Origin of the sequence: Parasutterella secunda, from assembly GCF_024733725.1 — a bacterium.
GTDB lineage: Bacteria > Pseudomonadota > Gammaproteobacteria > Burkholderiales > Burkholderiaceae_F > Aphodousia > Aphodousia faecalis.
Genome location: NZ_JANRHP010000004.1, coordinates 41403 through 65498, shown reverse-complemented (window position 1 = coordinate 65498; position 24096 = coordinate 41403). Strand labels below are relative to the sequence as shown.

The window sequence follows — 24096 nt, the reverse complement described above, 5'->3', positions numbered from 1 at the left end:
TAACAGAATGTGCCTAAGAACATATCCTCAGGGTTATTGAACGAATTTAGAGGAAAGTGAGTAGATTTAAGAAAATCATTGACTCTTTCTTTTGCTTATCTTCATAAAATAAAGAGCTCCTTTCTCTTTTGATGTTTAGATAGAGGAAAGCGAAATGGAGCTTCTAAACACCTGTGTTCACGATATCAATCGTTATCTCTGGGGCGTGTTTTTCCTAATTCCGTTGTTGTGCGGGACAGGCATTTTTTACACGATCCGCCTTCGTTTTGTTCAAGTTCGTTACTTCGGTTGGGCTGCGCGCTATCTGTTCGGTGGTGCTTCACTCTTTGGAAAAAAGGCGGATCAATCCGGCATGAGTTCCTTTCAAGCGTTGGCAACCGCGGTTGCTGCACAGGTTGGAACCGGAAATGTAGCCGGAACCGCTACTGCTATTGTTTCCGGTGGACCTGGCGCACTTTTTTGGTTGTGGTTGGCTGCTTTTTTCGGGATGGCCACTATTTTTGCAGAGGCTGTTTTAGCACTGACATTCCGTACTCGTGATGCTTCAGGCCATATTGTCGGTGGACCGGCTTATTACATCACATTGGGTATGGGGAAAAAGTATCGCTTCCTTTCTTACTTTTTTGCCGTAGCCATCATTATTGCTTTGGGCTGTATCGGCAATATGGTTCAGTCAAACTCCATATCGTTGGCAATGCAATCTGCTTTCGATATCCCACTTTGGGTTTCCGGAGTGGCAACGGCTGTGTTGGCCGGTTCTGTGTTTTTCGGAGGAATCGGTCGTCTAGCCTCTGTTACGGAAAAACTGGTTCCTCTGATGGCAGCCACGTATTTGATCGGTGGCTCTTTTGTCATTCTTTGTCATTGGGATCAAATACTGCCTGCGTTTGAATTAATTTTTACTGCGGCTTTTAATCCTCAAGCCGTTGGTGGCGGAGCGCTGGGTTTCACGGTGGCAAAAGCCATGCAGTTTGGGGTGGCCCGTGGTCTTTTTTCTAACGAAGCCGGTATGGGATCAACACCCCACGCTCACGCTATCGCCAAAGTAGAGCATCCAGCAGAGCAAGGACTAGTGGCTATCTTCGGAGTCTTTGCAACGGTTCTGATTGTTACTTTTACGGGCATTGTCATTTTGGTGACCGGTGTGTTGGATTATCAAAGCACCGGTATTGAGCTAACGCAGAGAGCCTACGATGTCGGTTTGGGAGATTATGGCAGAGCGTTTGTCGCCATCTGTTTATTCTTTTTTGCTTACTCAACCATTATCGGATGGTACTTTTTTGGCTCACAAAATGTTCGATTCCTATTTGGCCCTAAGGGCTTGTTTCCCTATCGATTGATTGTCTGTTTATTTATCGGGTTCGGAGCTGTTTTAAAGGTCGATCTGGTTTGGGCATTGGCAGACCTTTTCAACGGTTTGATGGTCATCCCTAACTTGATTGCTCTGTTGTGCTTGCACAAAGTTGTTGTTCGGTGTTTGGAAGACTTCGAACAAAAATTGCAGCAACAGCCGAGTAAATAAAAAAGGCCCAAACGAATCAAATTGAAAACGTTTGGGCCTAAAAGCATTAAGTAATGCGTGCTTTAAGCTCTCTTAGCCAATTCGATCGCTTTACCGATGTAGGTGGCAGGCGTCAACTGCATCAAGCGTTCCTTGGCTTCTGCAGGAATATCCAATTGAGAAACGAATTCATGGATAGTTTCCGGTGTAATACCCTTGCCTCGGGTAAGAGCCTTTAATTGTTCGTAGGGGTGCGGTACACCGTAGCGGCGCATCACGGTTTGAATGGCCTCAGCGAGCACTTCCCAAGCATGGTCCAAGTCTTCTGCTAGACGATGTTCATTGAGTTGCAGTTTGCCCAAACCGCGGGTCAAGGCGTTGTAGCCCACAAAGCAATAACCGAATGCAACCCCTAAATTGCGAAGAACCGTGGAATCCGTTAAGTCGCGCTGCCAACGGGAAATCGGCAATTTTTGTGCAAGGTGTGTCAAAAGGGCATTGGCAATCCCAAGGTTGCCTTCAGAGTTTTCGAAGTCAATGGGATTGACCTTGTGAGGCATCGTTGAAGAACCGACTTCACCTTCTTTGAGTTTTTGCTTATAAAAGCCCAAGGAGATGTAACCCCAGATGTCGCGATCCAAATCGAGCAAAATCGTATTGGCACGAACGATGGCATCAAAAAGTTGAGCCATGTAGTCATGGGGTTCAATTTGGATGGTATGCGTATTAAACGTTAACCCCAAGCGTTCTTCAACAACCTTCTTGGCAAACGCTTCCCAATCTTTTTCCGGATAAGCGATGGTATGGGCGTTGTAGTTACCGACAGCACCGTTCATTTTTGCAAGAATAGTCACCGCTTCAATGGATTCGATTGCGCGTTTTAAGCGCATGGCCACGTTGGCCCATTCTTTGCCAACAGTCGTCGGAGAGGCTGTTTGGCCGTGGGTGCGAGAAAGCATGGGAACTTCTGCCCAACGGTGGGCATTTTCAGCCAACGTTTGATGAATTGAACGCAAGAAAGTCACCAATTCCTTGCGGCCCTCGGTGAGCATCAAAGCGTGCGACGTATTGTTGATGTCTTCACTGGTACAGCCAAAGTGCACGAATTCACTGGCTCGGGCCAATTCTTCATCGTGGGAAACTTGTTCCTTAATCCAGTACTCAACCGCTTTCACATCGTGGTTGGTGGTTTTTTCAATATCCTTGATTTCTTGGCAGGACTGAACGGTGAAATTTTCCACAAGTCCGCGCAGGTAGGCCTTACCGTGGTCAGACAGGTGATTGAGTTCAGGCAGGCCGGCTTCAGACAGCGCAATCAGCCATTCCACTTCAACGCGGACACGGGCTCGCATAAAAGCAGATTCAGAGAAAATATCCCTTAACGATTCAGTTTGGCGCGCATAGCGGCCATCGAGCGGGGAAAGAGCAGTCAAAGCGGAGAGTTCCATTTGTAACGTCCTGAAAAAATGTAAAAAACACAACGGCATCATTGTATCAAATGCGCGACAGGGGTTATTTTGTGACGAGAATTGTTCTTAGAGTCAGCTTTTTGCGCCTAAAGATTACAAAATGATTAATGTACATAACAAAATCACACAGTTACCAAAGGATTGTTGCGAGTGACTCACGTACACTGCAATTGCAAGCAAAGCTAAAGTCTTACATCCCCCGGCAAAGCGAAGATTAGGCGGGGGATCTTTTTCAGATAGGGGAGAACAATATGACAAGAAAACCACTCATCATCGCTGCCGTTTTATCAGCCGGTTTAATCCCATTGAGTAGTTTTGCCTGGCACGGCGCTCCGTGTTGGGATGAACAACCCGGTCCGGGATGGCATCATCGTTATGACGGACCCCATTGTGGTTATTGGGCAGACGTCCCTCGAAGAGGTCCGCATCACAGAGTTCCGGCGCGTTTACTCGAGCAACGGGGTGTTCATACTTTTGGTATGGATCGTGAGGAAGCTCTCGATTTTATTAATGAAGTGGGAGCTGTGTTGGGAGTGTCTGCGACTCAGCAAAAAGCCTGGCAGCAGATGCAAAAAGCTTACGGGGATTTAGCGCAGGTTCGTCTTAGTCATCGTGCCGCTATTGAACCCGGTATGACCCGGCAGGCCCGGCTCGAAGCTCGAAGCGCCTTCATGAATGAACATGCGAAAGCTTTCGATGCGTATGTGAAAGCCAGAGCAGAATTGCAAAAAGTGATGGGTGAGGAAAAGATGGTCGAATTTGACCACATTGTTAACACCGGTAGTCTCTTGGAGCCGCCCGCTCCACCCAAGGCTCCTCGCCCTGCTAAGGCGCCACGTCCATGATCGTTTAACCCGCCCGGGATTTTCCCGGGTATTTTTTTGTTTGTTAAGACAAAAAAATAGTTTCAAAGAAATCAAATTGTTGTATTCAGATAGCGTCAGACTTTGAAGTAGTCACTTTTTTTTGGTATTTTTTGTCCTTCTGAGCAAAATTACTCATTTGCGACCGTATAGCCTGATTCAATCGGTCGTATACTCAGGGTAAGGCACTCATTTGATTGAGAATTTCGTTTTTTTATTTTTGTTGATATACAGATTGGGCTAGTGATATGTTTGATCAATTTACGACAGATCCCTACAGTTTTGATGAAGTTACCTCTTCGCCGATTACTCCGGTTACGCCTTCTCAAGACGTTTTGCGTTTAGGTCGTTTGTTGCCTCGTTCTATTTATCTGGGTTGCGCCAGTTGGAATTTTCCGGGTTGGAAAGGGATTGTTTGGGGCGAAACAAGTGGAGTGGAAGATTTAACCAAACGAGGTTTAACCGCCTACTGTAAGCATCCGGTGTTAAGAGCGGTTGGTATTGATTGGTCGTTTTTCGGAACACTCAATGAAATGTCTTATGCAGCAATGGCCAATCAAGTAGATGAGAATTTCCGTTTCTTGATCAAAGCCCCTCAAAGCGTAACCGATGCCGTCAAGCGTGATCCTAAGGGACGGTTCCGTTCTCTCAATCAAGACTTCCTTGATTTGCACGCAGCTATGCACGAATTTGTGTACCCTGTCATTAACGGATTGGGAGAAAATGCAGGCCCCTTGGTTTTCCAACTGTCTCCCATTCCCAGACCTTTGTTGCCCACCCAGGCAGAGTGCTACAGCTACATTGATCGAATCGCTCAGTTCTTCGCAGATCTACCGAAAGAAGTTGAGGGGGAACAACCCATTTATGCAGTTGAAGTCCGTACACTGTCTATTTATACAAAACGCCTTTTAAACGCCTTGCGTCCAAGCGGAGTGCGTCTGGTTGTGGGTGTGCATCCTTCAATGCCGGATGTCATTCGTCAAACAGCGGCTCTGCGTTACTACGAAGATCCGGAAGCTCAAGGTGAAGATTGGAAAATGAAGGGACCGCTTGTTGTTCGTTGGTCTTTGAATCCGATTCAGCGTCACGGTGTGGCAAAAATGACGTACGCCCCCTTCAATAAGATTGTGCATCCGGATCCTGCCACGCGTTCTGGAATTGTTCATTTGTTGGATATCGCACAGAAGTCCAATCAGAAGAGTTTCGTGATTACCAACAACAAGGCTGAAGGTTGCGCGCCGTTGACGATGATCGAAATTGCTCGAGATGTGGTCAATAAGCTTTCAAGTGAAAAAGACGCTCAATTAGATCCCAGAACCTTGTGAAGATCATCGATATCACTCCATTATTGACGACAGCATCGCCCGTTTATCCGGGCGATGCGCCTTTGTCGCTTGATTTTCTTCAATCCGAAAAACTTTGTGTCGGCACCTTTACGATGAGTGCTCATCTGGGGGCTCATGTGGATGCTCCCAAGCATTTGAATCGAGCCGGAGATGTTTCAACAATTGCTCCTGAAAGGCTGATTGGGCCGTGCCAAGTTATTGAAATTAAAACTTCAGGTGAAATTACGGCTGATCAACTGGCCAATGTTCACAGCTCACGAGTTTTGATAAAAACAGGATTTAAAATGCCGACGCAGTGGACGGATTCGTTTGCTTATTTAAGCGCAGAGGCCATTTGCCATTTGTTGGATCAAGGGGTGACGCTTATTGGCATTGATACACCCAGCATTGATTGCGCCGGCGATGAGAAATTCGCATCCCATGTTTTAGCTATTGACGGCGGAGCCATCATCTTGGAGAATCTGGAGCTGTCGGCAGTTCGAGCCGGAGATTATGAATTGATTGCTTTGCCTTTGAAAATTGAAGGATTGGAAGCCAGCCCCGTTCGAGCTGTGTTGATCGAAAAAAAGGAGAGTTGAAATGGGGAAAGTTTTTAAGAAAAGCTGCATGATCCGCTTTGCCCATTGTGATCCGGCAGGAATTGTTTTTCATCCGAACTTTTTTGTATTGTTTAACGGCTTGACGGAAGATTGGTTTCGCGAAGGGATGCAATTGCCCTGGGAAGATATGTCAACAAAAAATGTTCTGATTCCGGTCGTTTCGGTGCAATCGGACTTTTTTAAACCGTTTCATATTGGTGATGTTGGTGAGCTCCGTTTATGGGTAAGCCACATTGGCAACAGTTCTTTTACTGTAGAAATCGAGTTTTATAAAGGTGATGCTCTGCATGTGAAGTGTCGTGAAGTGATGGTTTGTATCGATTCCGAAAATCGAAAGTCCACGCCAATTCCTTCTACACTTCGCGAGAAGATGCAGGAATTTCTAATCGAACCTTAATTGATTCCTAATTCTTCAAAAGGCGTGGGTTGCCCCCAAAGTCGGCAAGCCACGTTTTTTCTTTGCTCATTGAGCTTACTGACATAAAAGCGTTCATGCCCCGTTCCCTGAGTATTTAGACGGCCGATTTTTCTCAAGCACTCTTTTAAATGCAGTGAGACGGCTAGGCTCGGTTCATAAATTTGAACGTCGGGGCCAACAATTTTTCGAATGCTTGTCAATAAAAATGGGTAATGAGTACAGCCTAAAACCAAGGAGTCGATATGTTCATGAATCATTGGCTCGAGGTAGCGTTGTAAGAGACCCATGGTACTTTCGGAGTCAAATTCTCCGGCTTCCACACAATCCATCAGACCGGGACAGCCGCAGGAAAATATGCTCGCGTTTTGACCAAAACGTTCTACGAGATTTTTATAGCGAGCCGACCGAGCCGTTCTTGTTGTGGAAATCATCCCGATGCGTTTGTTCTGAGAAGATAGGACTGCTGGCTTAATGGCTGGTTCCACTCCGATAATCACAGCTTCAGGGCGTTCTTTTCTGAGCGTGTCAATGGCTTCTGCCGTGGCGGTATTACAGGCGATAACCAACGCCTTGACATGCTTTTGGTTAAATAAAAAATCAGCAATTTTTTGGGCCCGCTCTACGATGAAGTCGTGGGAGCGATCACCATAGGGAGCGAAGCCACAGTCGGCTACATAGATAAAATTTTCATGCGGCAATGTCTGTCGGGCTGTCTTTAAAATGGATAGACCTCCCCAGCCGGAATCAAAAAAACCGACTGCATACTCTTCTGTCATAAGGTTGTTCCCTCCGTCTTTTTCCGTTTATTGGGACGCCAGGCACTGACTAACACGGCAAGAACGATGAGTATAGCTCCGGTAATTTCAGTGACACCGAAATATTCCCCGGCTAACCAACCGATAATGCCTGCGAAAACGGGTTCTAGGGCATAAATTAAGGTTGCACGAAGTGCTGAGACGTATTTTAGAGCCCAACCAATTCCGAATTGGACAAAACTGACAATAGCTGCCAATGCCGTTATGCAAATAAGTAAGCCGGAACACCATTGGGTAGGTCGGATCGGTTCGTGCCACAACAGTGTTGCTGAGGCAAGGGCGGCAACCGTGATGAGCTGTGTAAAGCTGAGTTGAAGCGGACGGCATCCCTTGGCAAAGTAGCTGATTGAGAGAATCTCAGCCGCACAGATCAGAGCGCTTAAAACCGTTACCCATTCACCGATTTGGCCGGAAAAACTGACTGAAAATGGGTTGGCAAAAAGGGTCATGCCGGCAAAGGCTAAAACAATAGTCACTATCGTGATAGGTTGTGGGACATTTTTAAAAACAATCCACTGCAACAGGGGAACAAAAGCGACGTAAAGCCCAGTTAAAAACGCAGATGTACTGCTCGGAATGGAATCTAATCCGATGGTTTGTAAGGTATAGACTCCGAAAATACAGCATCCGATGAAAAATCCGCCTCTCCACTCATATCTTGTGATGGCTGAAAGCTTTCCCTTGAGTAAACAAAAAACGATGAGAGAGGCGAGGATAAAGCGCAGAGCAACAATAACAATGGGATCAGCCCATTGAAGGGCAATTTGCAGCGTCAAAAAAGTCGAGCCCCACAAAAGGGTGACAAATACCAATAAAAATTGGGCCAGGAGAGCTCGATTTTTCATGAAAATTAAAAGTGTTCTGTTGGTTTGATGTAGCGCCATTGACCGAGAGGTAATTGGCCTAGAACAATATTGCCTACTCGGACACGTTTAAGTCGAAGAACTTTGAGTCCGACGGCTTCACACATTCTGCGGATCTGTCGCTTTTTCCCTTCTTTAAGGATGAAGCGCAGTTCATCTTCGTTAAGCCAAGTGACTTTGGCTCTTTGCAAGGGTTTCCCATCCAAAGATAAACCGTAATTTAAAAGTTGAAGCTGTTCAGTGGTCAGTTTCGGCTCGCAGCCGTCGAATCGTGTCACACGAACAATGTATTCTTTTTCAATCTCACTGTTCTCACCGATGATGCTTTTGGCAACACGACCGTCTTGAGTGAGGACAAGAAGGCCAACGGAATCAATGTCAAGGCGGCCGGCCGGCACTAAATGCGCCAATTGTGAAGGATGAAACCGTAAAGGGGAGTCATCTTTTTCCCAGCGGTTTTGAGCCGTAACCAGCACCTTGGCCGGTTCATAACCGTCCTCGGCTTGCCCGCTTACATAACCAATCGGTTTATTCAGAACAACGGTCACCAGCTTATCTTGCTGGGCTTTGGCTTTCGATGAAATTTGAATCCGATCGCTTGATCGAACTTTCATGCCTAAGACGGCTATTTCACCGTTAACCTTAACCCAACCTTTTTCAATCCAGGCATCGGCCTCGCGTCGCGAGGCGATGCCTAATTCGCTGATGCGTTTTGACAGTCTCACCAATTCTTCTGGCATAAGATTCCCAACTATGCAGAGGCTCGGGCGAGTCGGTCCTGTACAGCGTTCCATGCATCGCCAGTGGGCGGTGTCTCGATCAATATCAGATCGGCACCGGCTTGATCCAATTCATGCAGTCTCACGTAAAGGTCATGCATATATTCTGTTGCGCTTTCTGGGGCGACAAACCACTTAATGACATGGGTCGGCGTTTGCTCCGACAACGTTTTTGAAGCCATAATGGCGACTTTCTTATCTTGATATCGTTTTAAATCGCCGGCGATATCCGATGAAAGAATCACTTTGGTTTTAGGAGCATAGTGGCTCTTTAGGGAGCCTGAGACTCGAGGAGAGTCTTGGCCGCCGTCAGGAACAGCGCAGCCCAGGGCTTCTTCAAGCATATTGCGTGTGATGGCACCGTGCCGCAAAATTTCAGGATGCTCACCGCTTAAGTTGATAATTGTCGATTCAACCCCGACATCGCACTCGCCGCCATCGAGAATAAAGTCAACCTTTCCTTTGGGTTTTTCGCCCAAATCATCACGAACGTGCTGCGCCGTGGTGGGAGAAATTCTTCCGAAAGTGTTGGCTGACGGCGCAGCTAGACCGCGATGATGCTTACCTGCAAACGCTTTAATCAGCGCCATAGCCCAAGGGTGAGATGGACAACGCAGGCCAACGGAATCCTGACCTCCGGTAATCCAATCGCCAACGGCATCCGATTTTTTCAAAATCATGGTCAGCGGTCCGGGCCAAAAGCGCCTAGCCAATACGTATGCGCTTTGAGGAATCTCTTTAGCCCAATGATCCAAAGCTTCCTCACCGGTAATGTGAACGATCAACGGATGCGTTGTCGGTCTGTTTTTAGCTTCAAAAATTTTTTTGACAGCTTTTTCGTCTTCAGCATTGGCGGCTAAGCCATAAACGGTTTCAGTCGGCATGGCGACCAAACCGGAACACTCCAAGACATCTACTGCCGCTCGGATAGCTCTTTCATCAACTGCTTGCATATTATTGCGGCTCCGGTAAACCAAGTACCTTGGCAACGTCTTGAGCACGTTGCAAGGCTTCTTGAATTGTCTTACCCAAACAGGTCACGTGTCCCATTTTACGGGCTTTTCTGGCTTGAGCTTTCCCATAAAGGTGAAGTTTGACTCCGGGGATGGCCAGTACAGAGGACCAGTCCGGTTCTCTGTGATTTTCCCCATCAAACCAAATGTCACCCAACAGGTTGAGCATGACAGCGGCCGAATGCTGAGTGGTATCGGCTAATGGTTGACCGGTCATGCAGCGAAGTTGTTGCTCGAATTGGTTGCTCCAACAGGCATCAATGGTTGCGTGACCTGAATTGTGTGGACGAGGGGCCATTTCATTGGCCACTAAAGTTCCATCCTCAAGAACGAAAAACTCCACGCAAAGTACACCGACGTAGTTCAGAGCATCCACAATTTGTGTGGCATATTGACGGGCTTGATCGGAAATCGTTTCGCTGATGCGCGCGGGCATAACAGTAACAGCCAAGATACCGTTACGATGACGATTCTCGCAAACGGGGAACGTCGCTGTTTGACCGTTGTAGGATCGGGCCACAATGACTGAAACTTCTTTAAATAGCTTAAGACGCTTTTCAAGAATACAGTCAACTTTGTTCAACGTAGTGAACGCTTCTCGCAACTGTTCTCGATCATCAACGAGAACCTGTCCTTTCCCATCGTAGCCTAATCGAGCGGTTTTAAGGATGGCAGGAAAGAGCGATTCGTCAGCGGCTTCAATGTCTTGCTCAGAGCTGATTTGACAATGAGGGGCAACAGGGACGTGAGCACTTGTTTCGATGAAATGTTTTTCAGCATTTCTATCTTGGGCCACTGCAACAGCATTGCCCGGCGGAGCAACAAAGGTTTCTTTTGCCAAGCGGTTAAGAGCTTGAGCGGGAACGTTTTCAAATTCAGTACTCACCGCGCTGCTTTCACGGGCAAGGCGATCCAGACCGCTTTCACTTAAATAAGGTTCCGCAATGTGTTTTAAAGATACCTCTGCTGCCGGCGGCATTTCACCCGGTTCAAGCACCGTTACGTGATAACCCATATAAGCGGCTTCAATGGCAAACATACGACCCAATTGACCGCCGCCCATCATCCCCAACATCTCTCCGGGGTTAAGTGGCAATTTTTTGTTCATAACTCGATTCGCATTCTTTAGAGAGGTAAAACCATATTTCGTGCTTTTTCATTTTGTGCACGTCGGAAAGCCGAGATTTTATCTTTCATTTCCTCGCATCCGGCAGCGGCTAACATTTCAATTGCAAAAAGGGCAGCATTGCCGGCACCGGCTTCACCGATGGCAAATGTAGCCACAGGTACACCTTTGGGCATTTGAACAATGGAAAGCAATGAATCCTCGCCTCTTAGATAACGCGAAGGAATTGGAACACCCAAGACCGGGACAACGGTTTTAGCCGCCAGCATGCCGGGCAGATGAGCGGCACCGCCGGCACCGGCGATAATCACTTTTAATCCGCGCTCTTGAGCGGTCTCGGCATAGCGAAACATTTCATCGGGCATACGGTGAGCGGAAACCACTTGTGCTTCGAAAGGCACGCCGAATTCTTTGAGAATGTCGCAGGCATTTTTCATGATGTCCCAGTCAGAATTTGACCCCATGACAACACCGACAAGAGGAGAATTTTGCATAATTTTTTAACCTTAAAAACAAGAAGGGCGCGGAGCAATAAAGCCATTCCGCGCCATAGGGTTTAACTCGATATCACATTAAGCCACATCACGGCCAGCCAAGCGGCGCAACGCTTCACGGTACTTCTGGGACGTTTTTTCCAGAATTTCTTGCGGAGCGCGAGGGGCAGGGGCTGTTTTGTTCCAAGGCTGAGTTTCGAGCCAATCACGGACAAATTGTTTATCAAATGAAGGCGGAGAAATGCCTTCGTTATACTGATCAGCAGGCCAGAAGCGTGATGAGTCGGGCGTCAACACTTCGTCCATCAGGCGAACAACACCGTCTTTGTCCAGACCAAATTCAAATTTGGTGTCAGCGATGATAATGCCCTTTGTCAGTGCATATTCTGCAGCGCGTGTGTAAAGTTCGATAGAGTAGTCGCGGATTTGTCGAGCGACATCTTCACCGACTAATTGCACGGCCTGTTCAAAAGAAATATTTTCATCGTGGGTGCCGACTTCCATTTTGGCAGCCGGTGTGAAAATCGGTTGCGGCAGTTTTTGGGCTTGTTTGAGACCGGTGGGTAATTCAACTCCGCAGACTTTGCCTGTTGCCTGATAATCTTTCCAGCCGCCGCCGGCGATATAACCGCGAACCACGCATTCAATCGGAATCGGTTTCAGTTTCATGGCGACCACTGAGCGTCCCTTCACTTGATCGACTTCATCTTCGGCAACGACCGTCGTGGGATCAATACCCGTGAGATGATTCGGAACGATGCCTTTGAGTTTCTCAAACCAAAAATCCGTCAGTGCCTGCAACACCATGCCTTTGTAGGGAATGGGATCGTCGAGAATGACGTCAAACGCAGAGATACGGTCCGTGGCAATAATCAAGAGCTTGTCATCATCGAGCTCATAGCTGTCGCGAACTTTGCCGCGATAGATGCGCTTTAAGGAGTGCAAAGAAGTATCAAGAATGGGCATGATCGTTTGATTCCGTTGTGAAAATTGGGTTGGCCCATTGCCAACGTTTTAACGGATACATTCTAGCGGTTTTTGTACGCAGTGCGAGAATTTTCTATCTCCAATTGTCTTGCTGAAAAACAATTGTTGACAGATGGGCTATCGGTTAAAAATACAATCAGCCAAAATGCTTATCCATACTAAGGCAGCCATGGCACAAGCCATAAGAACGGCACAACTTCCCATGTCTTTAGCACGTTTGGACAGAGGGTGAATCTCGACGCCAATACGGTCGATTGCAGCTTCGATAGCAGAATTAAGAATTTCAACGATGAGTAGAAACAGTAAGGCCGCAATCAGCGAAACGGTTTGCATAAGGCTGACGGGCAACAAAATAGCAATGACTGAGCCCACCACTAATAACCAGAATTCTTGGCGGAAAGCTTCTTCAGAACGATATGCTGCAGCGAATCCATCTTTGGAATAAAGAAACGCGTTAGCTAGTCTTTTTAGTCCGGTTTTACCTTTGAGGTCTTTTGCATCAGGCATTTTTTAGAAAGCTAAGAGGGGAGCTTGCTCCCCTCTGTGATAAGGAACCGTTTGATTAGATGACGTTTTGCTTTAATTCGCCGTTGGAATAACGCTTGGCCATCGTAAAGAGATCAATCGGTTTGATTTTGGCACCTTGACCTTCGCAGCCGAAGTCCAAATAACGTTGTTTGCACAATTCATAAGCTGCCTTACGGGCTGCCTTTAAATATTCACGCGGATCGAACTTCGTCGGATTTTCAACCAAGAAGCGACGAACAGCCGCCGTCATGGCCAAACGAATGTCGGTGTCGATGTTAACCTTGCGGACACCGTGCTTGATGGCTTCTTGAATTTCTTCAACCGGCACGCCATACGTTTCTCGCATTTGTCCGCCAAATTCTCGGATTTCAGCTAAATATTCTTGTGGGACGGAAGAAGAACCGTGCATAACCAAATGGGTGTTCGGTAAACGACGGTGGATTTCTTTGACGCGTTCAATAGACAGAATATCACCGGTCGGTTTGCGACTGAATTTGTAGGCACCATGGCTGGTACCGATGGCAATTGCCAGTGCGTCAAGCTGAGTCTTTTCAACAAAGTCGGCAGCTTGGTCCGGATCGGTTAAAAGCTGCTCACGGGTCATCTTAGCATCGGTTCCGTGACCGTCTTCTTTGTCTCCCTTCATGGTTTCAAGGGAACCAAGGCATCCCAATTCACCTTCAACGCTGACACCGATGCAGTGGGCCATATCCACAACTTGGCGAGTAACGTTGACATTGTAGTCATAGCTGGCAATAGTCTTACCGTCAGCTTGAAGAGAACCGTCCATCATGACTGAAGAGAACCCCATACGGATGGCGCCTTGGCAAACGGCCGGGTTTTGACCGTGATCTTGGTGCATACAGACAGGGACATCAGGGTAGGTTTCAACAGCAGCCTGAATCAAGTTTTTCAAGAAAAGCTCACCGGTATAGCGGCGTGCACCAGCAGAAGCTTGCATGATAACCGGGGCTCCTACTTCGCTGGCTGCAGACATAATGGCCTGAACCTGTTCCATATTATTCACGTTGAATGCCGGAACGCCATAACCATTTTCTGCGGCATGATCCAGTAATTGACGTAAAGAGACGATAGCCATGATTGCGATGTCCTTGAATAAAAAACAATACGATTTAACTATTTTAGCCGTAAAGCGTCAAAGTCGTCGAAAAGATGCGTTGCAAAAGTTTTCAAAGGGTCTTTCTAACTTTGCATAATGGAGTCATTTTTCTTGACTTGGGCTTTAATTCCTTTCAGGATAGCATCGGCTACTTTTTGCTGGTAAGCCGCTGTTTTGAGCTTGCGCTCTTCTTGAGGATTGCTGATGAAAGCCGTTTCCACAAGAATGGAGGGGATGCCGGGTGCTTTTAAGACCAAAAAACCAGCCTGTTCGACCTGTCTGCGATGCAATGTGTTGATGCGGCCGAGATACTGCAAAACGCTATGACCGAGTTCAAGACTGTAGTTGATTTTCCATGAAGTCGTCATATCAACGAGAACGGACTGCAGACGTCTGTCAACTTCTTTAAAGTTGGCCCCACCGATTAAGTCAGCATCGTTTTGATTTTTAGCCAACCATCGTGCTGCAGAACTTGTCGCACCCCGTTCGGCCAATGCATAAACGGAAGATCCTTTGGCCGATGGCTTTGTCCAAGCATCAGCATGAATACTGACAAAAAGGTGTGCTTTAGCTTTTTGAGCAATCATCACTCGCTGACTTAAACTCACAAAGTGATCGGATGAGCGTGTCATCACGACCTTCATTCCCTTTTCTCGTTTGATCAAACGTTCCAGCCGTTTTGCGATGGAAAGCGTAATGTGCTTTTCATACGTTTTACGCTTGCCGACCGCTCCAGGGTCTTCGCCACCATGTCCGGCGTCAACCACAATGACGATATCCCTCTTTTTTGGGGCAACCGTCTTGGGCTGAGTTTGTTTTTTAGTTTCAGCCGCAGTTTTCGATTTTGAAGTTGAAGCTTGGGCTTTATTTTTTTCAACGTTAGTGTTTTTAGCCGTTTGAGCAGGCTTTTGAGGCTGCGCCTTTGTTTCTTTTGTGTTCTCGTTTTGTTTGGCCGGCTGACGATTTTGAGCAATTAAATCACCCAAAGGATCTTTTTGTTGGTTTTTATTGTTAAGGCCGGCAATAACACCGGCTATCGGATCTTCTGATTGAACCGGGTAAATGTCGAAAATCAAACGATATTTGTAATTGGCAACGGGCTTTAAAGAGAAAACTTCAGGTCTGACCTCGCTTTTGAGATCCATCACCAGGCGGACAACAGTCGGTGTAAATTGGCCGATTCGAACCGCTTGAATATAGGGATCTTTAGGCGAAACGTCGGAGATCATTTTCTGAAGTTTCGCAGTGAGTTTTAACCCTTCAATGTCTACCACCAGGCGGTAGGGCATGGGGGAGCGGACAAGAAAATACTTGAATTTAATCGGTTCATCGTGTTCAAGCGTGACACGCGTGTATTCCTCTGCCGGCCACATGCGGACATCAACCATCTGTGCGGCATGAGCAACCCGCACGGGAAGTAAGGTGAGCGCCAGTGTACCCGTTGTGGTACCGATCAGTGTTCTGCGTGAGATGTCCATGCTTCGTTTATTGCTTTCAGTACGTTTAATCCTAATTCTGTAGAGGCTGTCAAAAAGGCCTGCCTACCTTCGTCGTGAGGTTTTAAGCTGATCGTTAAATCGGCGTTAGGCAAGCAGTTTCCTGCTTTTTCGCTCCACTCACAAAAAGTGATATGGCCGGGAGCAAAGTTTTCGCGAAATCCTGCGTCCAAAAATTCTTCAGGACTTTCAAATCGATAAAAGTCAAAGTGGAAAACTTCAATTTCCGAATCAATCGGGTAAGTTTCGAGCAATGTGAAAGTCGGGCTTTTGATTCGGCCGCTCACGCCTAAGGCGCGTAATGTGGCACGCGTCAGACTGGTTTTACCGGCGCCGAGATCACCCTCTAGACGAATATTGAGGCCTAATTGAGTAATCGCTTGACGGTTAGCCAATAGGCTTTGAGCAAGCAATAAACCCAGTCGATCAGTATCTTCAGGAGTAGGTAAAAACAACATTTCTGAAAAGGCAGTATCTACAGACTTAACAAGGAATTTATTGTAGCGTTAAGTGTTGTTTTTTGGAGAGAAAAGAGCGAAATTGGACGGAAATTTTCAAGTTGTTACGAAGAAAAATGAGAAAACAAACAAGTAATAATGAGAGCTGAAAAGGTGTGGGGGAGAAGATGGCGATGGTGGGAGCGCAGAGACTCGAACTCTGGACCGACGGATTAAGAGTCCGCTGCTCTACCAACTGAGCTACGCTCCCAATGCCAATCAAGGTTTCGTGGAGGTTTGGTGGGAGCGCAGAGACTCGAACTCTGGACCGACGGATTAAGAGTCCGCTGCTCTACCAACTGAGCTACGCTCCCAAACCTTCAACATTTTCGGATGGTGGTGGGTCGTGAGAGACTCGAACTCTCGACCAACGGATTAAAAGTCCGCTGCTCTACCGACTGAGCTAACGACCCGTTTGCTTTAACGAGCGGGACAAGCCCACTGGTAACGTGTCCAACCGAGTGCGAAATGATGCCGCATTTAAAAGCTTTTGTCAAATAATTTTTTGGGGAGGGCATTTTGCTGATGGTTTTACTTTATTTGATAAAGATCATTGTTTGATACAAATATTAGGGTAAACGATAATAAAAATAACCAATTAAAGTCTCGACAAATGATCTTTTATTGTGAATAATTCGTCTTGTACAGAAAACAAGTTGCCCGAATTTAAAGACAAAGACGCCGATTGATATATTTTTTAAATACTCCTGTAAAAATATATTAAATAGGTGTCAGTTCGATGAGCTAGGGTGCACGATAACCGTTTAAGGAAAGAAAATGGCTGAAAAGAAAACGTTACCGCGTGTCGAGCGTGTAGAGGGTGAAGAACGAAAGAAGGCACTGAGTGCGGCACTGGCTCAAATTGAAAAACAATTTGGCAAGGGTTCGATCATGCGCATGGGCGATAAAGGGATGAGCGAAGACATTGATGTGGTCTCCACCGGTTCGCTCGGTCTTGATCTCGCTTTGGGAGTCGGCGGTTTGCCCCGTGGCCGTATTATCGAAATTTATGGTCCGGAATCTTCAGGTAAGACCACATTGGCTTTGCATGTGGTGGCTCAAATGCAAAAAACCGGTGGAACCTGTGCTTATATTGACGCTGAACACGCTTTAGATATCCAATATGCACAACGCCTTGGTGTTAATCTCTCCGAGTTGCTGATCTCTCAACCAGATACCGGTGAGCAAGCGCTTGAGATTTGTGACGCCTTGGTTCGTTCCGGCTCGGTTGACATGGTCGTTATTGATTCGGTGGCCGCTTTAACGCCGCAAGCTGAAATTGAAGGGGAGATGGGCGAAGCGTTGCCGGGCTTGCAGGCTCGTCTGATGAGTCAGGCTCTCAGAAAACTGACTTCATCCATTAAACGGACCAATACGTTGGTTGTTTTCATTAACCAAATTCGTATGAAGATCGGTGTCAGTTACGGAAACCCGGAAACCACGACCGGTGGTAACGCTTTGAAGTTTTACAGCTCGGTGCGTTTGGATATCCGCCGTGTCGGTGCCATTAAAAAGGGTGATGAAGTCATCGGTTCCGATACAAAAGTGAAAGTGGTTAAAAATAAGGTGGCGCCTCCCTTTAAAACGGCTCAATTTGACATCCTTTATGGTGACGGCATTTCGCATGAAGGAGAGGTCATTGACATGGCTGTGGAATTGAATCTGATGCAAAAATCGGGTGCATGGTACAGCTATCAGGGCAATAAGATCGGTCAAGGCCGCGATAATGCCAGAGAGTTTTTGAAGAATAATCCTGAAGTACTGACGGAAATCGAAGATAAGATTCGTGAACTCAAAGGCGTTAAAACCTTGAAGAAGGCTGAAGTTGAAGACGCTGATGTTGAAATCTAATGAAGAGAATTCGACTGTTGCCCTAAAGCAAAGTAAACGCGAAAGCCCGAGCATAAAAACTCGGGCTATTCGGTACTTAGCTAGGCGTGAGTACAGTCGTCAGGAATTGCGACAAAAGCTGCGGCCTTACTTACAAGAGTCGGAGAATGAGACAACGCTGGAGGCTTTGTTGGATGAGCTTGAACAACGCGGCTATTTGTCTGACGAGCGTTTTGCGCGTTCTAGGGTGAGACTTCGTTCGGCTCGGTATGGTAATGCTCGTTTGGCCTATGAATTAAAAGCTGACGGCGTGTCAGCCGGCATTATTGAAAAGACGCTGCAGGATTTAGGGCAAAGCGAATATGAAAGAGCACGGGCTTTATGGCAGAAGCGTTTTGGTGTGGCACCGCAGGACTTCAAAGAACGGGGTAAACAGATGCGCTACCTTTTAGCGCGAGGCTTTTCAATGGATGTCGCCCGTCGAGTTATTCAGTCGGACGATTTTGAGGATTATTTTATGGAAGCCGAATAAGTTCGGCTTCCAATAAGTGTGTGCCCGGCATGGCACTTAATCTAACGGGTGAAAGTCCCGAGGGCGGTTGGTAGCGACAAGCCCATAGCTGACGGCAAGGGTGTCCATCGCGAGGTGGAATCTGAAAGAAGCCCGAGGCAAACCTTTGGTCCGACGAACAGAAACTTCGTTAGGCATTTGCAAGTGGATAAGGCTGCACTACAAGCTGAAGTGGAATCAAAGACAAACCGCATCAGAAATCCAAGGACAAATGTGTCAAACGGCTCAGAGAGATAATGAGCCGAAGCCGAGGGCAAAGTTTGGACGCCTTCAGAAAACAGCTTTCAGAGTTTGTGAGAGGCTGGGTGAATTACTTTTTGAGAAGTGATATGGCGATTTTTGTCCGAGACACGGACAAATGGTTGAGGCGTCGAATAAGGCAGATCTACTGGAAGCAGTGGAAAAAGATCAGTACGAAGTACGAAGCGCTGATGAGACTGGGGGGGGGTGTCACCCTCGCTAGCATGGCAACATGCGAACACTCGCAAGTCATACTGGCGTACTGCACACAGCTGGATACTGGCAACGACGCTTACCAATGGCTTTCTTCATCGAAAAGGATGGGTCTGTCTTGGGGATGTTTATAAGAAACGTACTCAAGGAAGTTATTAATAACCGCCCATTACGGAACCGTACGATGGGTGGTGTGGAAGGACGGTAGACAGAATAACTGCCTACCTCCTATCCGATTAGATGATATTTTGACGCTTTTGTGCTGATAGCAGTGTGTTATACATCAGCATAGCGATTGTCATGGGACCGACGCCGCCCGGCACGGGGGTGATCCATCCGGCAACTTCCTTAACGTGTTCCGTGTCCACGTCTCCGCAGAGCTTACCGTTTTCATCACGGTTTGTTCCCACGTCAATAACAACAGCGCCCGGTTTGACCATGTCAGCCGTGACATATTTCGCTTTGCCAATGGCGGCAACCAAAATATCGGCATCTTGGGTGTAATGTTTGAGATTGGGTGTGTGGCTATGAGTCATTGTTACCGTTGCATTTTCCTGTAGCATGAGCATAGCCAACGGTTTTCCGACAATATTGGATCGTCCGAGAATAACAGCGTGTTTACCTTCAATCGGATAGTCAATGGCTTTGAGCAGTTCGATGATACCGGCAGGTGTACAGGGCTTAAAACCACCACCGGTCGTTACTAATTTGCCGGTGTTATAGATGTGAAAACCGTCAACATCTTTATTGGGGTCAATGGTTTCCAGGATAAGACCGGCATGCATATGTTCAGGCAGCGGCAATTGAACCAAAATGCCGTCAATGCAAGCATCTTCATTGAGAGCGCGAATAACCTCCAATAATCTTTCGTCAGAACAATCGCTCGGAAGACGATGCTCAATGGAGGTAATTCCGACTTCGTTGCAAGCCTTGACTTTATTGCGAACATAGACGGCGCTGGCAGGATTTTCTCCAACCATCACAACTGCCAAAGCAGGTGCACGGCGCAGCTTTGCAGCCGCTTGCTTTGTATGCGCTCTAATAGCCTGAGCAATGGCTTTTCCGTCAATGAGTTGAGCTGACATAACAATCAATGGCCTATATGAAAGAAAGTCCGCTTTTGAGGAAGCGGACTTTTGAGGTAATTTTCCGCAGATTAAATTTGCTTGTTGGCACTCATGACAACACGCATCAAATCGGCGACTGTTCCCGAATTGGTTTTATCCATAATTGAAGCACGGTGGGCTTCAACTGTTTTAATAGAAATACCCAAGTCATCGGCGATTTGTTTATTAAGCCGACCGGCAACGATGCGTTCAAGCACCTGTTGTTCACGCGGCGTGAGTTTGGAGAGCATCGCTTCATTGAGAGATTGACGCTCACTTTTAACACGCTGCTCACGAGCCTCAGACAAAAGTCGAGAAATCAAGGGTAATAAGATTTCAATCTTTACCGGCTTTTGCAAGAAATCGGCCGCTCCCTTTTTTAGGGCACTCACAGCCATCGGGACGTCACCGTGTCCAGTTAAAAAGACAATAGGAATAGTCGCTTTTCTTGCAATGAGGTGATCTTGGACTTCAGTGCCGGGCATTCCGGGCATACGTTGATCGAGTAAGAGCACAGCAATGGCGTTCGGATCATACTTGGCGATGAATGCTTCACCGCTGTCATAAGCTTCAACCCGATAGTCCTGTGATTCCAATAATCTGCGCAGTGAATCACGCACATCTGCATCGTCGTCTACAAGATAGACGGTTCCCAGAGGTTCTTTGCGGATATTGTCAAAATTGAATGCGGGAAAAGACATAATTTCAATGTAGGCAATAGGCCGTGAGTTTTGTTAACGAAAAAGCATTTTAAACTGTTTGTTTGTTTTCGGATGGAAGCGTTAATGTAAAAATTGTTCCTCTTCCGATATTGTCCGATATCGTTAGGCGACCATGGTGCAATTCAACGATGGTTCGGCAGATGTTTAAGCCCATTCCCATCCCCGTGGACTTGGTCGTAAAGAACGGATCAAACAGTTGAGCTTTATGTTCATCATCAATGCCAACGCCGTTATCGGCAACTTCAAAAATAATGTGGTGATCAATGCCGCTATAAACTGTCAGGGTGACTTCCGGTTTTTGTCCCTCGATCCCAACACTGGCTTCAATGCCATTTTTGATCAAATTCAAGAGAACCTGTTCGATCATAATTTCATCACACCAGACATTGGTGATATCAGGGGCAACGTAGTACTGAAGCTTCGCATTGTGTCTTCTGGCTTGAATGGAGGCCAATTCCATCACTTCCTTAATCAGATTCATGACAGGAATAGACTCCATTTTAGGTTCACTTCGTTTAGTAAATGAACGAATTCTTTGAATAATTGCCGCGGCTCTTTGGGCTTGTGCCTCAATACGCGAGATGGAATAAAACATTTCATGCTCTTCAGGCACGCCCGCCTTTTTCATTAAGCTCGAAACAATAAAGGCGTAATTAGAGATAGCTGTCAGAGGTTGATTTAGCTCGTGAGCAAGTGAGCTCGCCATTTCACCCATTGTCACCAGTCGCGAATTCAATTCCGAGCGCGCTTGTTGTTCAACAAGCAGGTTTTCATTTTTACGTCTTTCTGTGATGTCAGACAAAATCTGCAACCGAACAGCCGTACGATCTGTCCATGTGATGGTGCGCTCGTGCAAATCAAACCAGCGGTCAAGATCTTCTAGGTAAATATCGGAAGACATATCCGAAGCTTCTTTGACTTTCTTTTCACCCATTTGGTTAATGAGTTCCATGTGGGCTTGAAGATGACCTTGACTGGTTTCTCCAAAGAGAGAATCGTAGACAGTATTGGAAAAAAGTAGCACGTTGCTTTGGGGGTCAACCACGCTGATAGCATCCTGCATAGACTCGAGAACGCGAGTGAATCGTTCATGCGCTGCAGTGACTCTTTCCTGCGCCTGACGAATTTCGGAAATATCGGTCAGTGTCCACAGCCATCCTAAATGGGTACCTTCAACGGTAATCATGGGAGAGATGTGGATAAACGCACTGAAAGTGGAACCATCGGGTCTCAGAGGATGAAATTCATAACTGGTTGTTGTCATTTGCCCGCGTTTAATCGTGTCAAATAACTCCATTAAACGAAAGCCTGCATCGCCTTTAGGCCAGTAAGAATAGGGAGGTAACTGCCCGATTAGATGCTCATTGGCGCTCAAACCCAGTAAATCGGTAAACGTGCGGTTTGTGTAAACAATACGACCGTTTCTGTCGGTTACCTGCAGACCGGACAATTGACTGTCAGCGATGGTTTTTCTAAGCGCAGATTCTGCGCGTAGTGCGGTTTCTGTGCTGTTTTGTCTCCAATTGAAGCGGATCAATCCCAAGAGAGCGACGACCAAAAAGATTCCCAGTGCGCTGATCACCCAGAAAAGAGTGTTCTGGGTTAATAGACCTTGAGCATAACTTGAAACTTGCAACTCAAAGCCCGCAGGAAGAGGGGAAAGGTGCATTTTGTAAGTGATCGTTTGTCTGCGTGAGTCTGTACTGGCGGCAACAATCGGTTCACTGTTGTAGAGCAGACTAATTCGAAAAGAAGCATCCCGACGGCTCTGAGTCGCTTGACGCAAAAGTGACCAAATAGACAAACGAGAAATTTGCAAATAGCGCTCGCCCCCTACGATGCTTGGGGACACCAGATCGATAAATGGCGATCCTTCAATAGGCAACGAGTAGGGTTCTGAAAATGAAGAAGATCCGGTTCGTCTGGAACGAAGAATGGCGCCCATTGTACTGGGTCTTTGATAGCGCTCCCCGGTTCGTAACGTAATGTCGCCGAAAGGATGCGGTGAAGCAAAAGAAGCAACAACGCGATTGTTTCCATCGAGGTAATTAATTTCGAGAATTTCGGCTCGCTGCTGCATCAGCTCCCTAGTCTGCTGCTCTAATCTGGATAGATTGTCTCGGAAGCTTAGATTTTGAGGCAGTGCGTTGTGTAACTGACCGAGACGGTCTAAATCGGAATTTAGACGAATGGAAAAAGATTCAGCCCACAGTTCTGTTGTTTGGTGTAACTGAGACAGTTGTGATTTTTGGTCTTCTGATTGAATAACGCGGCCGATGAAAATCATTCCGATAATCACGCAAATGAGCATGATCCACGTCATGATGACGCCGAACATACTCTGTCCTCGAAATGTCTTGTCGCCTAGACTTTTGAAAGTCTCGACGGCAAAAATAGGGGTCGCTCTTTCCACAGTATTCAAAACAAAAAAAGTTCTAACACCGAATGATAGCCGTCATTTAAAATCTGTGTTGTTGAAATATTGATTCACAAGAGGTCGTTATGGATCAGCAGGAACTTAAAAAAGCCGTCGGACAGGCTGCCTTGCAATATGTAAAACCCGGCGAAATTCTGGGGGTTGGAACGGGGTCGACCGTAGATTGTTTTATTGACGCGCTCAAAGAAAGCGGTATCTCGGTGCCTGCTTGCGTCTCCAGCAGTGTGCGCTCAACCAATAAACTTCAGGCCTATGGTTTTAAGGTCCTTGATCTCAATGAGGTGGAAAAAATTAGTGTTTATGTCGACGGGGCCGATGAAATTGATCCGCATTTTGCCATGATCAAGGGAGGCGGTGGAGCGCTGACCAGGGAGAAGATTGTCGCCATGGTATCGGAGCGCTTTGTCTGCATTGCCGATGAATCGAAAAAGGTTGATGTTTTGGGCAAGTTTCCGCTGCCGATTGAAGTGATTCCGATGGCTGTCAATGCGGTTGCCAGAGAGATTGAAAAATTGGGCGGTCGTCCAGTGCTCCGAGATTTCACAACGGATAACGGAAACAAAATCCTCGATGTTCACGGATGGGCGATTGACGATCCGGTTCACTGGGAAGAAAAACTCAATCAAATTGTCGGTGTTGTGACGGTAGGCTTATTTGCTAAACGAGGCGCCGATGTTTTGCTTTTAGGAACAAAAGACGGCGTTAAGACCTTGACACCCTAATAATTCGGGCACCGTTTGGTGCCCGAAGAACGTTATTTCGGAGGCGTGTAGTTGGGAACAGCTTCAACACCGTCGCCGAATAAGTATTTTTGCATCTGAGTCAGAAGATGCTTTCTTGCCTCAGGGTCGGCCAGGTTGAGTTGGTATTCGTTTACCATCATGGTTTGCAGACGAATCCACTCATTCCAAGCCTCTTTGGAAATGTTTTCATAAACCTTCTGACCGAGAGGACCGGGCAGCGGTGCGAAGTCTAAGCCTTCGGCTTCTTTGTTAAGTTTGAGACAGTGGACCATACGAGTCATACTGAATGTCTCCCCAAAAGTTAAATAAAACTGTCGTTT

Annotated in this window: 25 protein-coding genes and 3 tRNA genes; 9 read left to right on the top strand and 19 right to left on the bottom strand. The window is 46.9% G+C overall.

What is annotated here, in order from left to right; all coding sequences use genetic code 11:
• Window positions 1-154: 154 nt before the first annotated feature.
• Complete coding sequence (locus NW199_RS05300) at window positions 155-1522, top strand: alanine/glycine:cation symporter family protein (protein WP_022473604.1); 1368 nt, start codon at window positions 155-157, stop codon at window positions 1520-1522.
• A gap of 62 nt (window positions 1523-1584) precedes the next feature.
• On the opposite strand, the gene purB is transcribed toward NW199_RS05300, so the two are convergent.
• Window positions 1585-2949, bottom strand: coding sequence for an adenylosuccinate lyase (gene purB, locus NW199_RS05295; protein WP_249091386.1), 1365 nt, complete (start codon window positions 2947-2949; stop codon window positions 1585-1587).
• 272 nt (window positions 2950-3221) lie between these two features.
• On the opposite strand from purB, the gene NW199_RS05290 reads away from it, so the two are divergent.
• The 4 genes from NW199_RS05290 (at window position 3222) to NW199_RS05275 (ending at window position 6175) form a co-directional block, all read left to right on the top strand.
• Entirely contained in the window at window positions 3222-3815 is a 594-nt protein-coding gene (locus tag NW199_RS05290; RefSeq protein ID WP_258333864.1) for a hypothetical protein, read from the top strand.
• A gap of 266 nt (window positions 3816-4081) precedes the next feature.
• Window positions 4082-5158 carry a DUF72 domain-containing protein gene (locus tag NW199_RS05285; RefSeq protein ID WP_258333863.1) on the top strand — a complete coding sequence of 359 codons (1077 nt, stop codon included), beginning with the start codon at window positions 4082-4084 and terminating at the stop codon, window positions 5156-5158.
• Entirely contained in the window at window positions 5155-5757 is a 603-nt protein-coding gene (locus tag NW199_RS05280; protein ID WP_258333862.1) for a cyclase family protein, read from the top strand. The genes NW199_RS05285 and NW199_RS05280 overlap by 4 nt, the downstream gene beginning before the upstream one ends.
• Before the next feature lies 1 nt (window position 5758).
• Window positions 5759-6175 (top strand): acyl-CoA thioesterase, encoded by a 417-nt coding sequence (locus NW199_RS05275; RefSeq protein WP_249091379.1) that lies wholly within the window; start codon window positions 5759-5761, stop codon window positions 6173-6175.
• On the opposite strand, the gene murI is transcribed toward NW199_RS05275, so the two are convergent.
• From murI to NW199_RS05205, 14 genes are all read right to left on the bottom strand, one after another.
• Entirely contained in the window at window positions 6172-6972 is an 801-nt protein-coding gene (gene murI / locus NW199_RS05270) for a glutamate racemase (RefSeq protein WP_258333861.1), read from the bottom strand. The genes NW199_RS05275 and murI overlap by 4 nt on opposite strands.
• On the bottom strand, window positions 6969-7856 hold the full coding sequence (locus NW199_RS05265) for a DMT family transporter (RefSeq protein ID WP_258333860.1): 888 nt from the start codon (window positions 7854-7856) through the stop codon (window positions 6969-6971). Before NW199_RS05265 ends, murI begins: the two co-directional genes overlap by 4 nt.
• A gap of 5 nt (window positions 7857-7861) precedes the next feature.
• On the bottom strand, window positions 7862-8614 hold the full coding sequence (locus NW199_RS05260) for a pseudouridine synthase (protein WP_249091376.1): 753 nt from the start codon (window positions 8612-8614) through the stop codon (window positions 7862-7864).
• Window positions 8615-8625: 11 nt separating this feature from the next.
• Window positions 8626-9606, bottom strand: a complete 981-nt coding sequence (locus NW199_RS05255) for an L-threonylcarbamoyladenylate synthase (RefSeq protein WP_022473595.1) — start codon at window positions 9604-9606, stop codon at window positions 8626-8628.
• A 1-nt stretch (window position 9607) separates the two neighbouring features.
• Complete coding sequence (locus NW199_RS05250; protein ID WP_249091374.1) at window positions 9608-10774, bottom strand: 5-(carboxyamino)imidazole ribonucleotide synthase; 1167 nt, start codon at window positions 10772-10774, stop codon at window positions 9608-9610.
• A gap of 17 nt (window positions 10775-10791) precedes the next feature.
• Window positions 10792-11286 (bottom strand): 5-(carboxyamino)imidazole ribonucleotide mutase, encoded by a 495-nt coding sequence (gene purE / locus NW199_RS05245; protein WP_249091373.1) that lies wholly within the window; start codon window positions 11284-11286, stop codon window positions 10792-10794.
• Between the two features lie 78 nt (window positions 11287-11364).
• On the bottom strand, window positions 11365-12252 hold the full coding sequence (locus NW199_RS05240) for a phosphoribosylaminoimidazolesuccinocarboxamide synthase (RefSeq protein WP_258333859.1): 888 nt from the start codon (window positions 12250-12252) through the stop codon (window positions 11365-11367).
• 138 nt (window positions 12253-12390) lie between these two features.
• Window positions 12391-12780, bottom strand: a complete 390-nt coding sequence (locus NW199_RS05235) for a diacylglycerol kinase (RefSeq protein ID WP_258333858.1) — start codon at window positions 12778-12780, stop codon at window positions 12391-12393.
• A gap of 55 nt (window positions 12781-12835) precedes the next feature.
• A complete protein-coding gene (fba, locus tag NW199_RS05230; RefSeq protein WP_258333857.1) occupies window positions 12836-13900 on the bottom strand; it encodes a class II fructose-bisphosphate aldolase in 1065 nt (354 codons plus the stop codon).
• 104 nt (window positions 13901-14004) lie between these two features.
• A complete protein-coding gene (locus tag NW199_RS05225; protein ID WP_258333856.1) occupies window positions 14005-15399 on the bottom strand; it encodes an N-acetylmuramoyl-L-alanine amidase in 1395 nt (464 codons plus the stop codon).
• Window positions 15375-15875, bottom strand: coding sequence for a tRNA (adenosine(37)-N6)-threonylcarbamoyltransferase complex ATPase subunit type 1 TsaE (gene tsaE, locus NW199_RS05220; protein ID WP_022473588.1), 501 nt, complete (start codon window positions 15873-15875; stop codon window positions 15375-15377). The genes NW199_RS05225 and tsaE overlap by 25 nt, the downstream gene beginning before the upstream one ends.
• 174 nt (window positions 15876-16049) lie before the next feature.
• Window positions 16050-16125: transfer RNA gene (locus NW199_RS05215), tRNA-Lys, on the bottom strand.
• Window positions 16126-16152: 27 nt separating this feature from the next.
• Window positions 16153-16228: transfer RNA gene (locus tag NW199_RS05210), tRNA-Lys, on the bottom strand.
• 23 nt (window positions 16229-16251) lie between these two features.
• A tRNA-Lys gene (locus NW199_RS05205) sits at window positions 16252-16327 on the bottom strand.
• Between the two features lie 364 nt (window positions 16328-16691).
• On the opposite strand from NW199_RS05205, the gene recA reads away from it, so the two are divergent.
• The 3 genes from recA (at window position 16692) to NW199_RS05190 (ending at window position 18902) form a co-directional block, all read left to right on the top strand.
• Window positions 16692-17765, top strand: a complete 1074-nt coding sequence (gene recA, locus NW199_RS05200) for a recombinase RecA (RefSeq protein ID WP_022473587.1) — start codon at window positions 16692-16694, stop codon at window positions 17763-17765.
• Window positions 17752-18276 carry a recombination regulator RecX gene (gene recX / locus NW199_RS05195; protein ID WP_258333855.1) on the top strand — a complete coding sequence of 175 codons (525 nt, stop codon included), beginning with the start codon at window positions 17752-17754 and terminating at the stop codon, window positions 18274-18276. The genes recA and recX overlap by 14 nt, the downstream gene beginning before the upstream one ends.
• Before the next feature lie 275 nt (window positions 18277-18551).
• Entirely contained in the window at window positions 18552-18902 is a 351-nt protein-coding gene (locus NW199_RS05190; protein WP_258333854.1) for a group II intron maturase-specific domain-containing protein, read from the top strand.
• Between the two features lie 102 nt (window positions 18903-19004).
• Here the strand turns inward: NW199_RS05190 and folD are convergent, their stop codons facing one another.
• The 3 genes from folD to NW199_RS05175 all read right to left on the bottom strand — a co-directional run bounded on the left by folD (window position 19005) and on the right by NW199_RS05175 (window position 22934).
• Window positions 19005-19853, bottom strand: a complete 849-nt coding sequence (gene folD / locus NW199_RS05185) for a bifunctional methylenetetrahydrofolate dehydrogenase/methenyltetrahydrofolate cyclohydrolase FolD (RefSeq protein WP_249091366.1) — start codon at window positions 19851-19853, stop codon at window positions 19005-19007.
• A 71-nt stretch (window positions 19854-19924) separates the two neighbouring features.
• On the bottom strand, window positions 19925-20575 hold the full coding sequence (locus NW199_RS05180; protein ID WP_022473583.1) for a response regulator transcription factor: 651 nt from the start codon (window positions 20573-20575) through the stop codon (window positions 19925-19927).
• Between the two features lie 49 nt (window positions 20576-20624).
• Window positions 20625-22934, bottom strand: a complete 2310-nt coding sequence (locus tag NW199_RS05175) for an ATP-binding protein (protein ID WP_258333853.1) — start codon at window positions 22932-22934, stop codon at window positions 20625-20627.
• Window positions 22935-23098: 164 nt separating this feature from the next.
• Between NW199_RS05175 and rpiA the strand changes: the two genes are divergently transcribed.
• Window positions 23099-23755, top strand: a complete 657-nt coding sequence (rpiA, locus tag NW199_RS05170; RefSeq protein ID WP_022473581.1) for a ribose-5-phosphate isomerase RpiA — start codon at window positions 23099-23101, stop codon at window positions 23753-23755.
• Window positions 23756-23787: 32 nt separating this feature from the next.
• On the opposite strand, the gene NW199_RS05165 is transcribed toward rpiA, so the two are convergent.
• A complete protein-coding gene (locus tag NW199_RS05165) occupies window positions 23788-24057 on the bottom strand; it encodes an oxidative damage protection protein (protein WP_249091364.1) in 270 nt (89 codons plus the stop codon).
• Window positions 24058-24096: the final 39 nt, after the last annotated feature.

Excerpts from the sequence above, each read along its gene's own strand:
- folD (WP_249091366.1), bottom strand. The coding sequence starts at position 19,853 with ATGTCAGCTCAACTCATTGACGGAAAAGCCATTGCTCAGGCTATTAGA.
- purE (WP_249091373.1), bottom strand. The coding sequence starts at position 11,286 with ATGCAAAATTCTCCTCTTGTCGGTGTTGTCATGGGGTCAAATTCTGAC.
- recA (WP_022473587.1), top strand. The coding sequence starts at position 16,692 with ATGGCTGAAAAGAAAACGTTACCGCGTGTCGAGCGTGTAGAGGGTGAA.
- NW199_RS05290 (WP_258333864.1), top strand. The coding sequence starts at position 3,222 with ATGACAAGAAAACCACTCATCATCGCTGCCGTTTTATCAGCCGGTTTA.
- NW199_RS05265 (WP_258333860.1), bottom strand. The coding sequence starts at position 7,856 with ATGAAAAATCGAGCTCTCCTGGCCCAATTTTTATTGGTATTTGTCACC.
- NW199_RS05235 (WP_258333858.1), bottom strand. The coding sequence starts at position 12,780 with ATGCCTGATGCAAAAGACCTCAAAGGTAAAACCGGACTAAAAAGACTA.
- NW199_RS05250 (WP_249091374.1), bottom strand. The coding sequence starts at position 10,774 with ATGAACAAAAAATTGCCACTTAACCCCGGAGAGATGTTGGGGATGATG.
- NW199_RS05225 (WP_258333856.1), bottom strand. The coding sequence starts at position 15,399 with ATGGACATCTCACGCAGAACACTGATCGGTACCACAACGGGTACACTG.
- NW199_RS05240 (WP_258333859.1), bottom strand. The coding sequence starts at position 12,252 with ATGCCCATTCTTGATACTTCTTTGCACTCCTTAAAGCGCATCTATCGC.
- recX (WP_258333855.1), top strand. The coding sequence starts at position 17,752 with ATGTTGAAATCTAATGAAGAGAATTCGACTGTTGCCCTAAAGCAAAGT.
- NW199_RS05180 (WP_022473583.1), bottom strand. The coding sequence starts at position 20,575 with ATGTCTTTTCCCGCATTCAATTTTGACAATATCCGCAAAGAACCTCTG.
- NW199_RS05190 (WP_258333854.1), top strand. The coding sequence starts at position 18,552 with ATGAGCCGAAGCCGAGGGCAAAGTTTGGACGCCTTCAGAAAACAGCTT.
- fba (WP_258333857.1), bottom strand. The coding sequence starts at position 13,900 with ATGGCTATCGTCTCTTTACGTCAATTACTGGATCATGCCGCAGAAAAT.
- NW199_RS05285 (WP_258333863.1), top strand. The coding sequence starts at position 4,082 with ATGTTTGATCAATTTACGACAGATCCCTACAGTTTTGATGAAGTTACC.
- NW199_RS05260 (WP_249091376.1), bottom strand. The coding sequence starts at position 8,614 with ATGCCAGAAGAATTGGTGAGACTGTCAAAACGCATCAGCGAATTAGGC.
- NW199_RS05175 (WP_258333853.1), bottom strand. The coding sequence starts at position 22,934 with ATGTTCGGCGTCATCATGACGTGGATCATGCTCATTTGCGTGATTATC.
- purB (WP_249091386.1), bottom strand. The coding sequence starts at position 2,949 with ATGGAACTCTCCGCTTTGACTGCTCTTTCCCCGCTCGATGGCCGCTAT.
- NW199_RS05275 (WP_249091379.1), top strand. The coding sequence starts at position 5,759 with ATGGGGAAAGTTTTTAAGAAAAGCTGCATGATCCGCTTTGCCCATTGT.
- tsaE (WP_022473588.1), bottom strand. The coding sequence starts at position 15,875 with ATGTTGTTTTTACCTACTCCTGAAGATACTGATCGACTGGGTTTATTG.
- NW199_RS05300 (WP_022473604.1), top strand. The coding sequence starts at position 155 with ATGGAGCTTCTAAACACCTGTGTTCACGATATCAATCGTTATCTCTGG.
- NW199_RS05165 (WP_249091364.1), bottom strand. The coding sequence starts at position 24,057 with ATGACTCGTATGGTCCACTGTCTCAAACTTAACAAAGAAGCCGAAGGC.
- murI (WP_258333861.1), bottom strand. The coding sequence starts at position 6,972 with ATGACAGAAGAGTATGCAGTCGGTTTTTTTGATTCCGGCTGGGGAGGT.
- rpiA (WP_022473581.1), top strand. The coding sequence starts at position 23,099 with ATGGATCAGCAGGAACTTAAAAAAGCCGTCGGACAGGCTGCCTTGCAA.
- NW199_RS05255 (WP_022473595.1), bottom strand. The coding sequence starts at position 9,606 with ATGCAAGCAGTTGATGAAAGAGCTATCCGAGCGGCAGTAGATGTCTTG.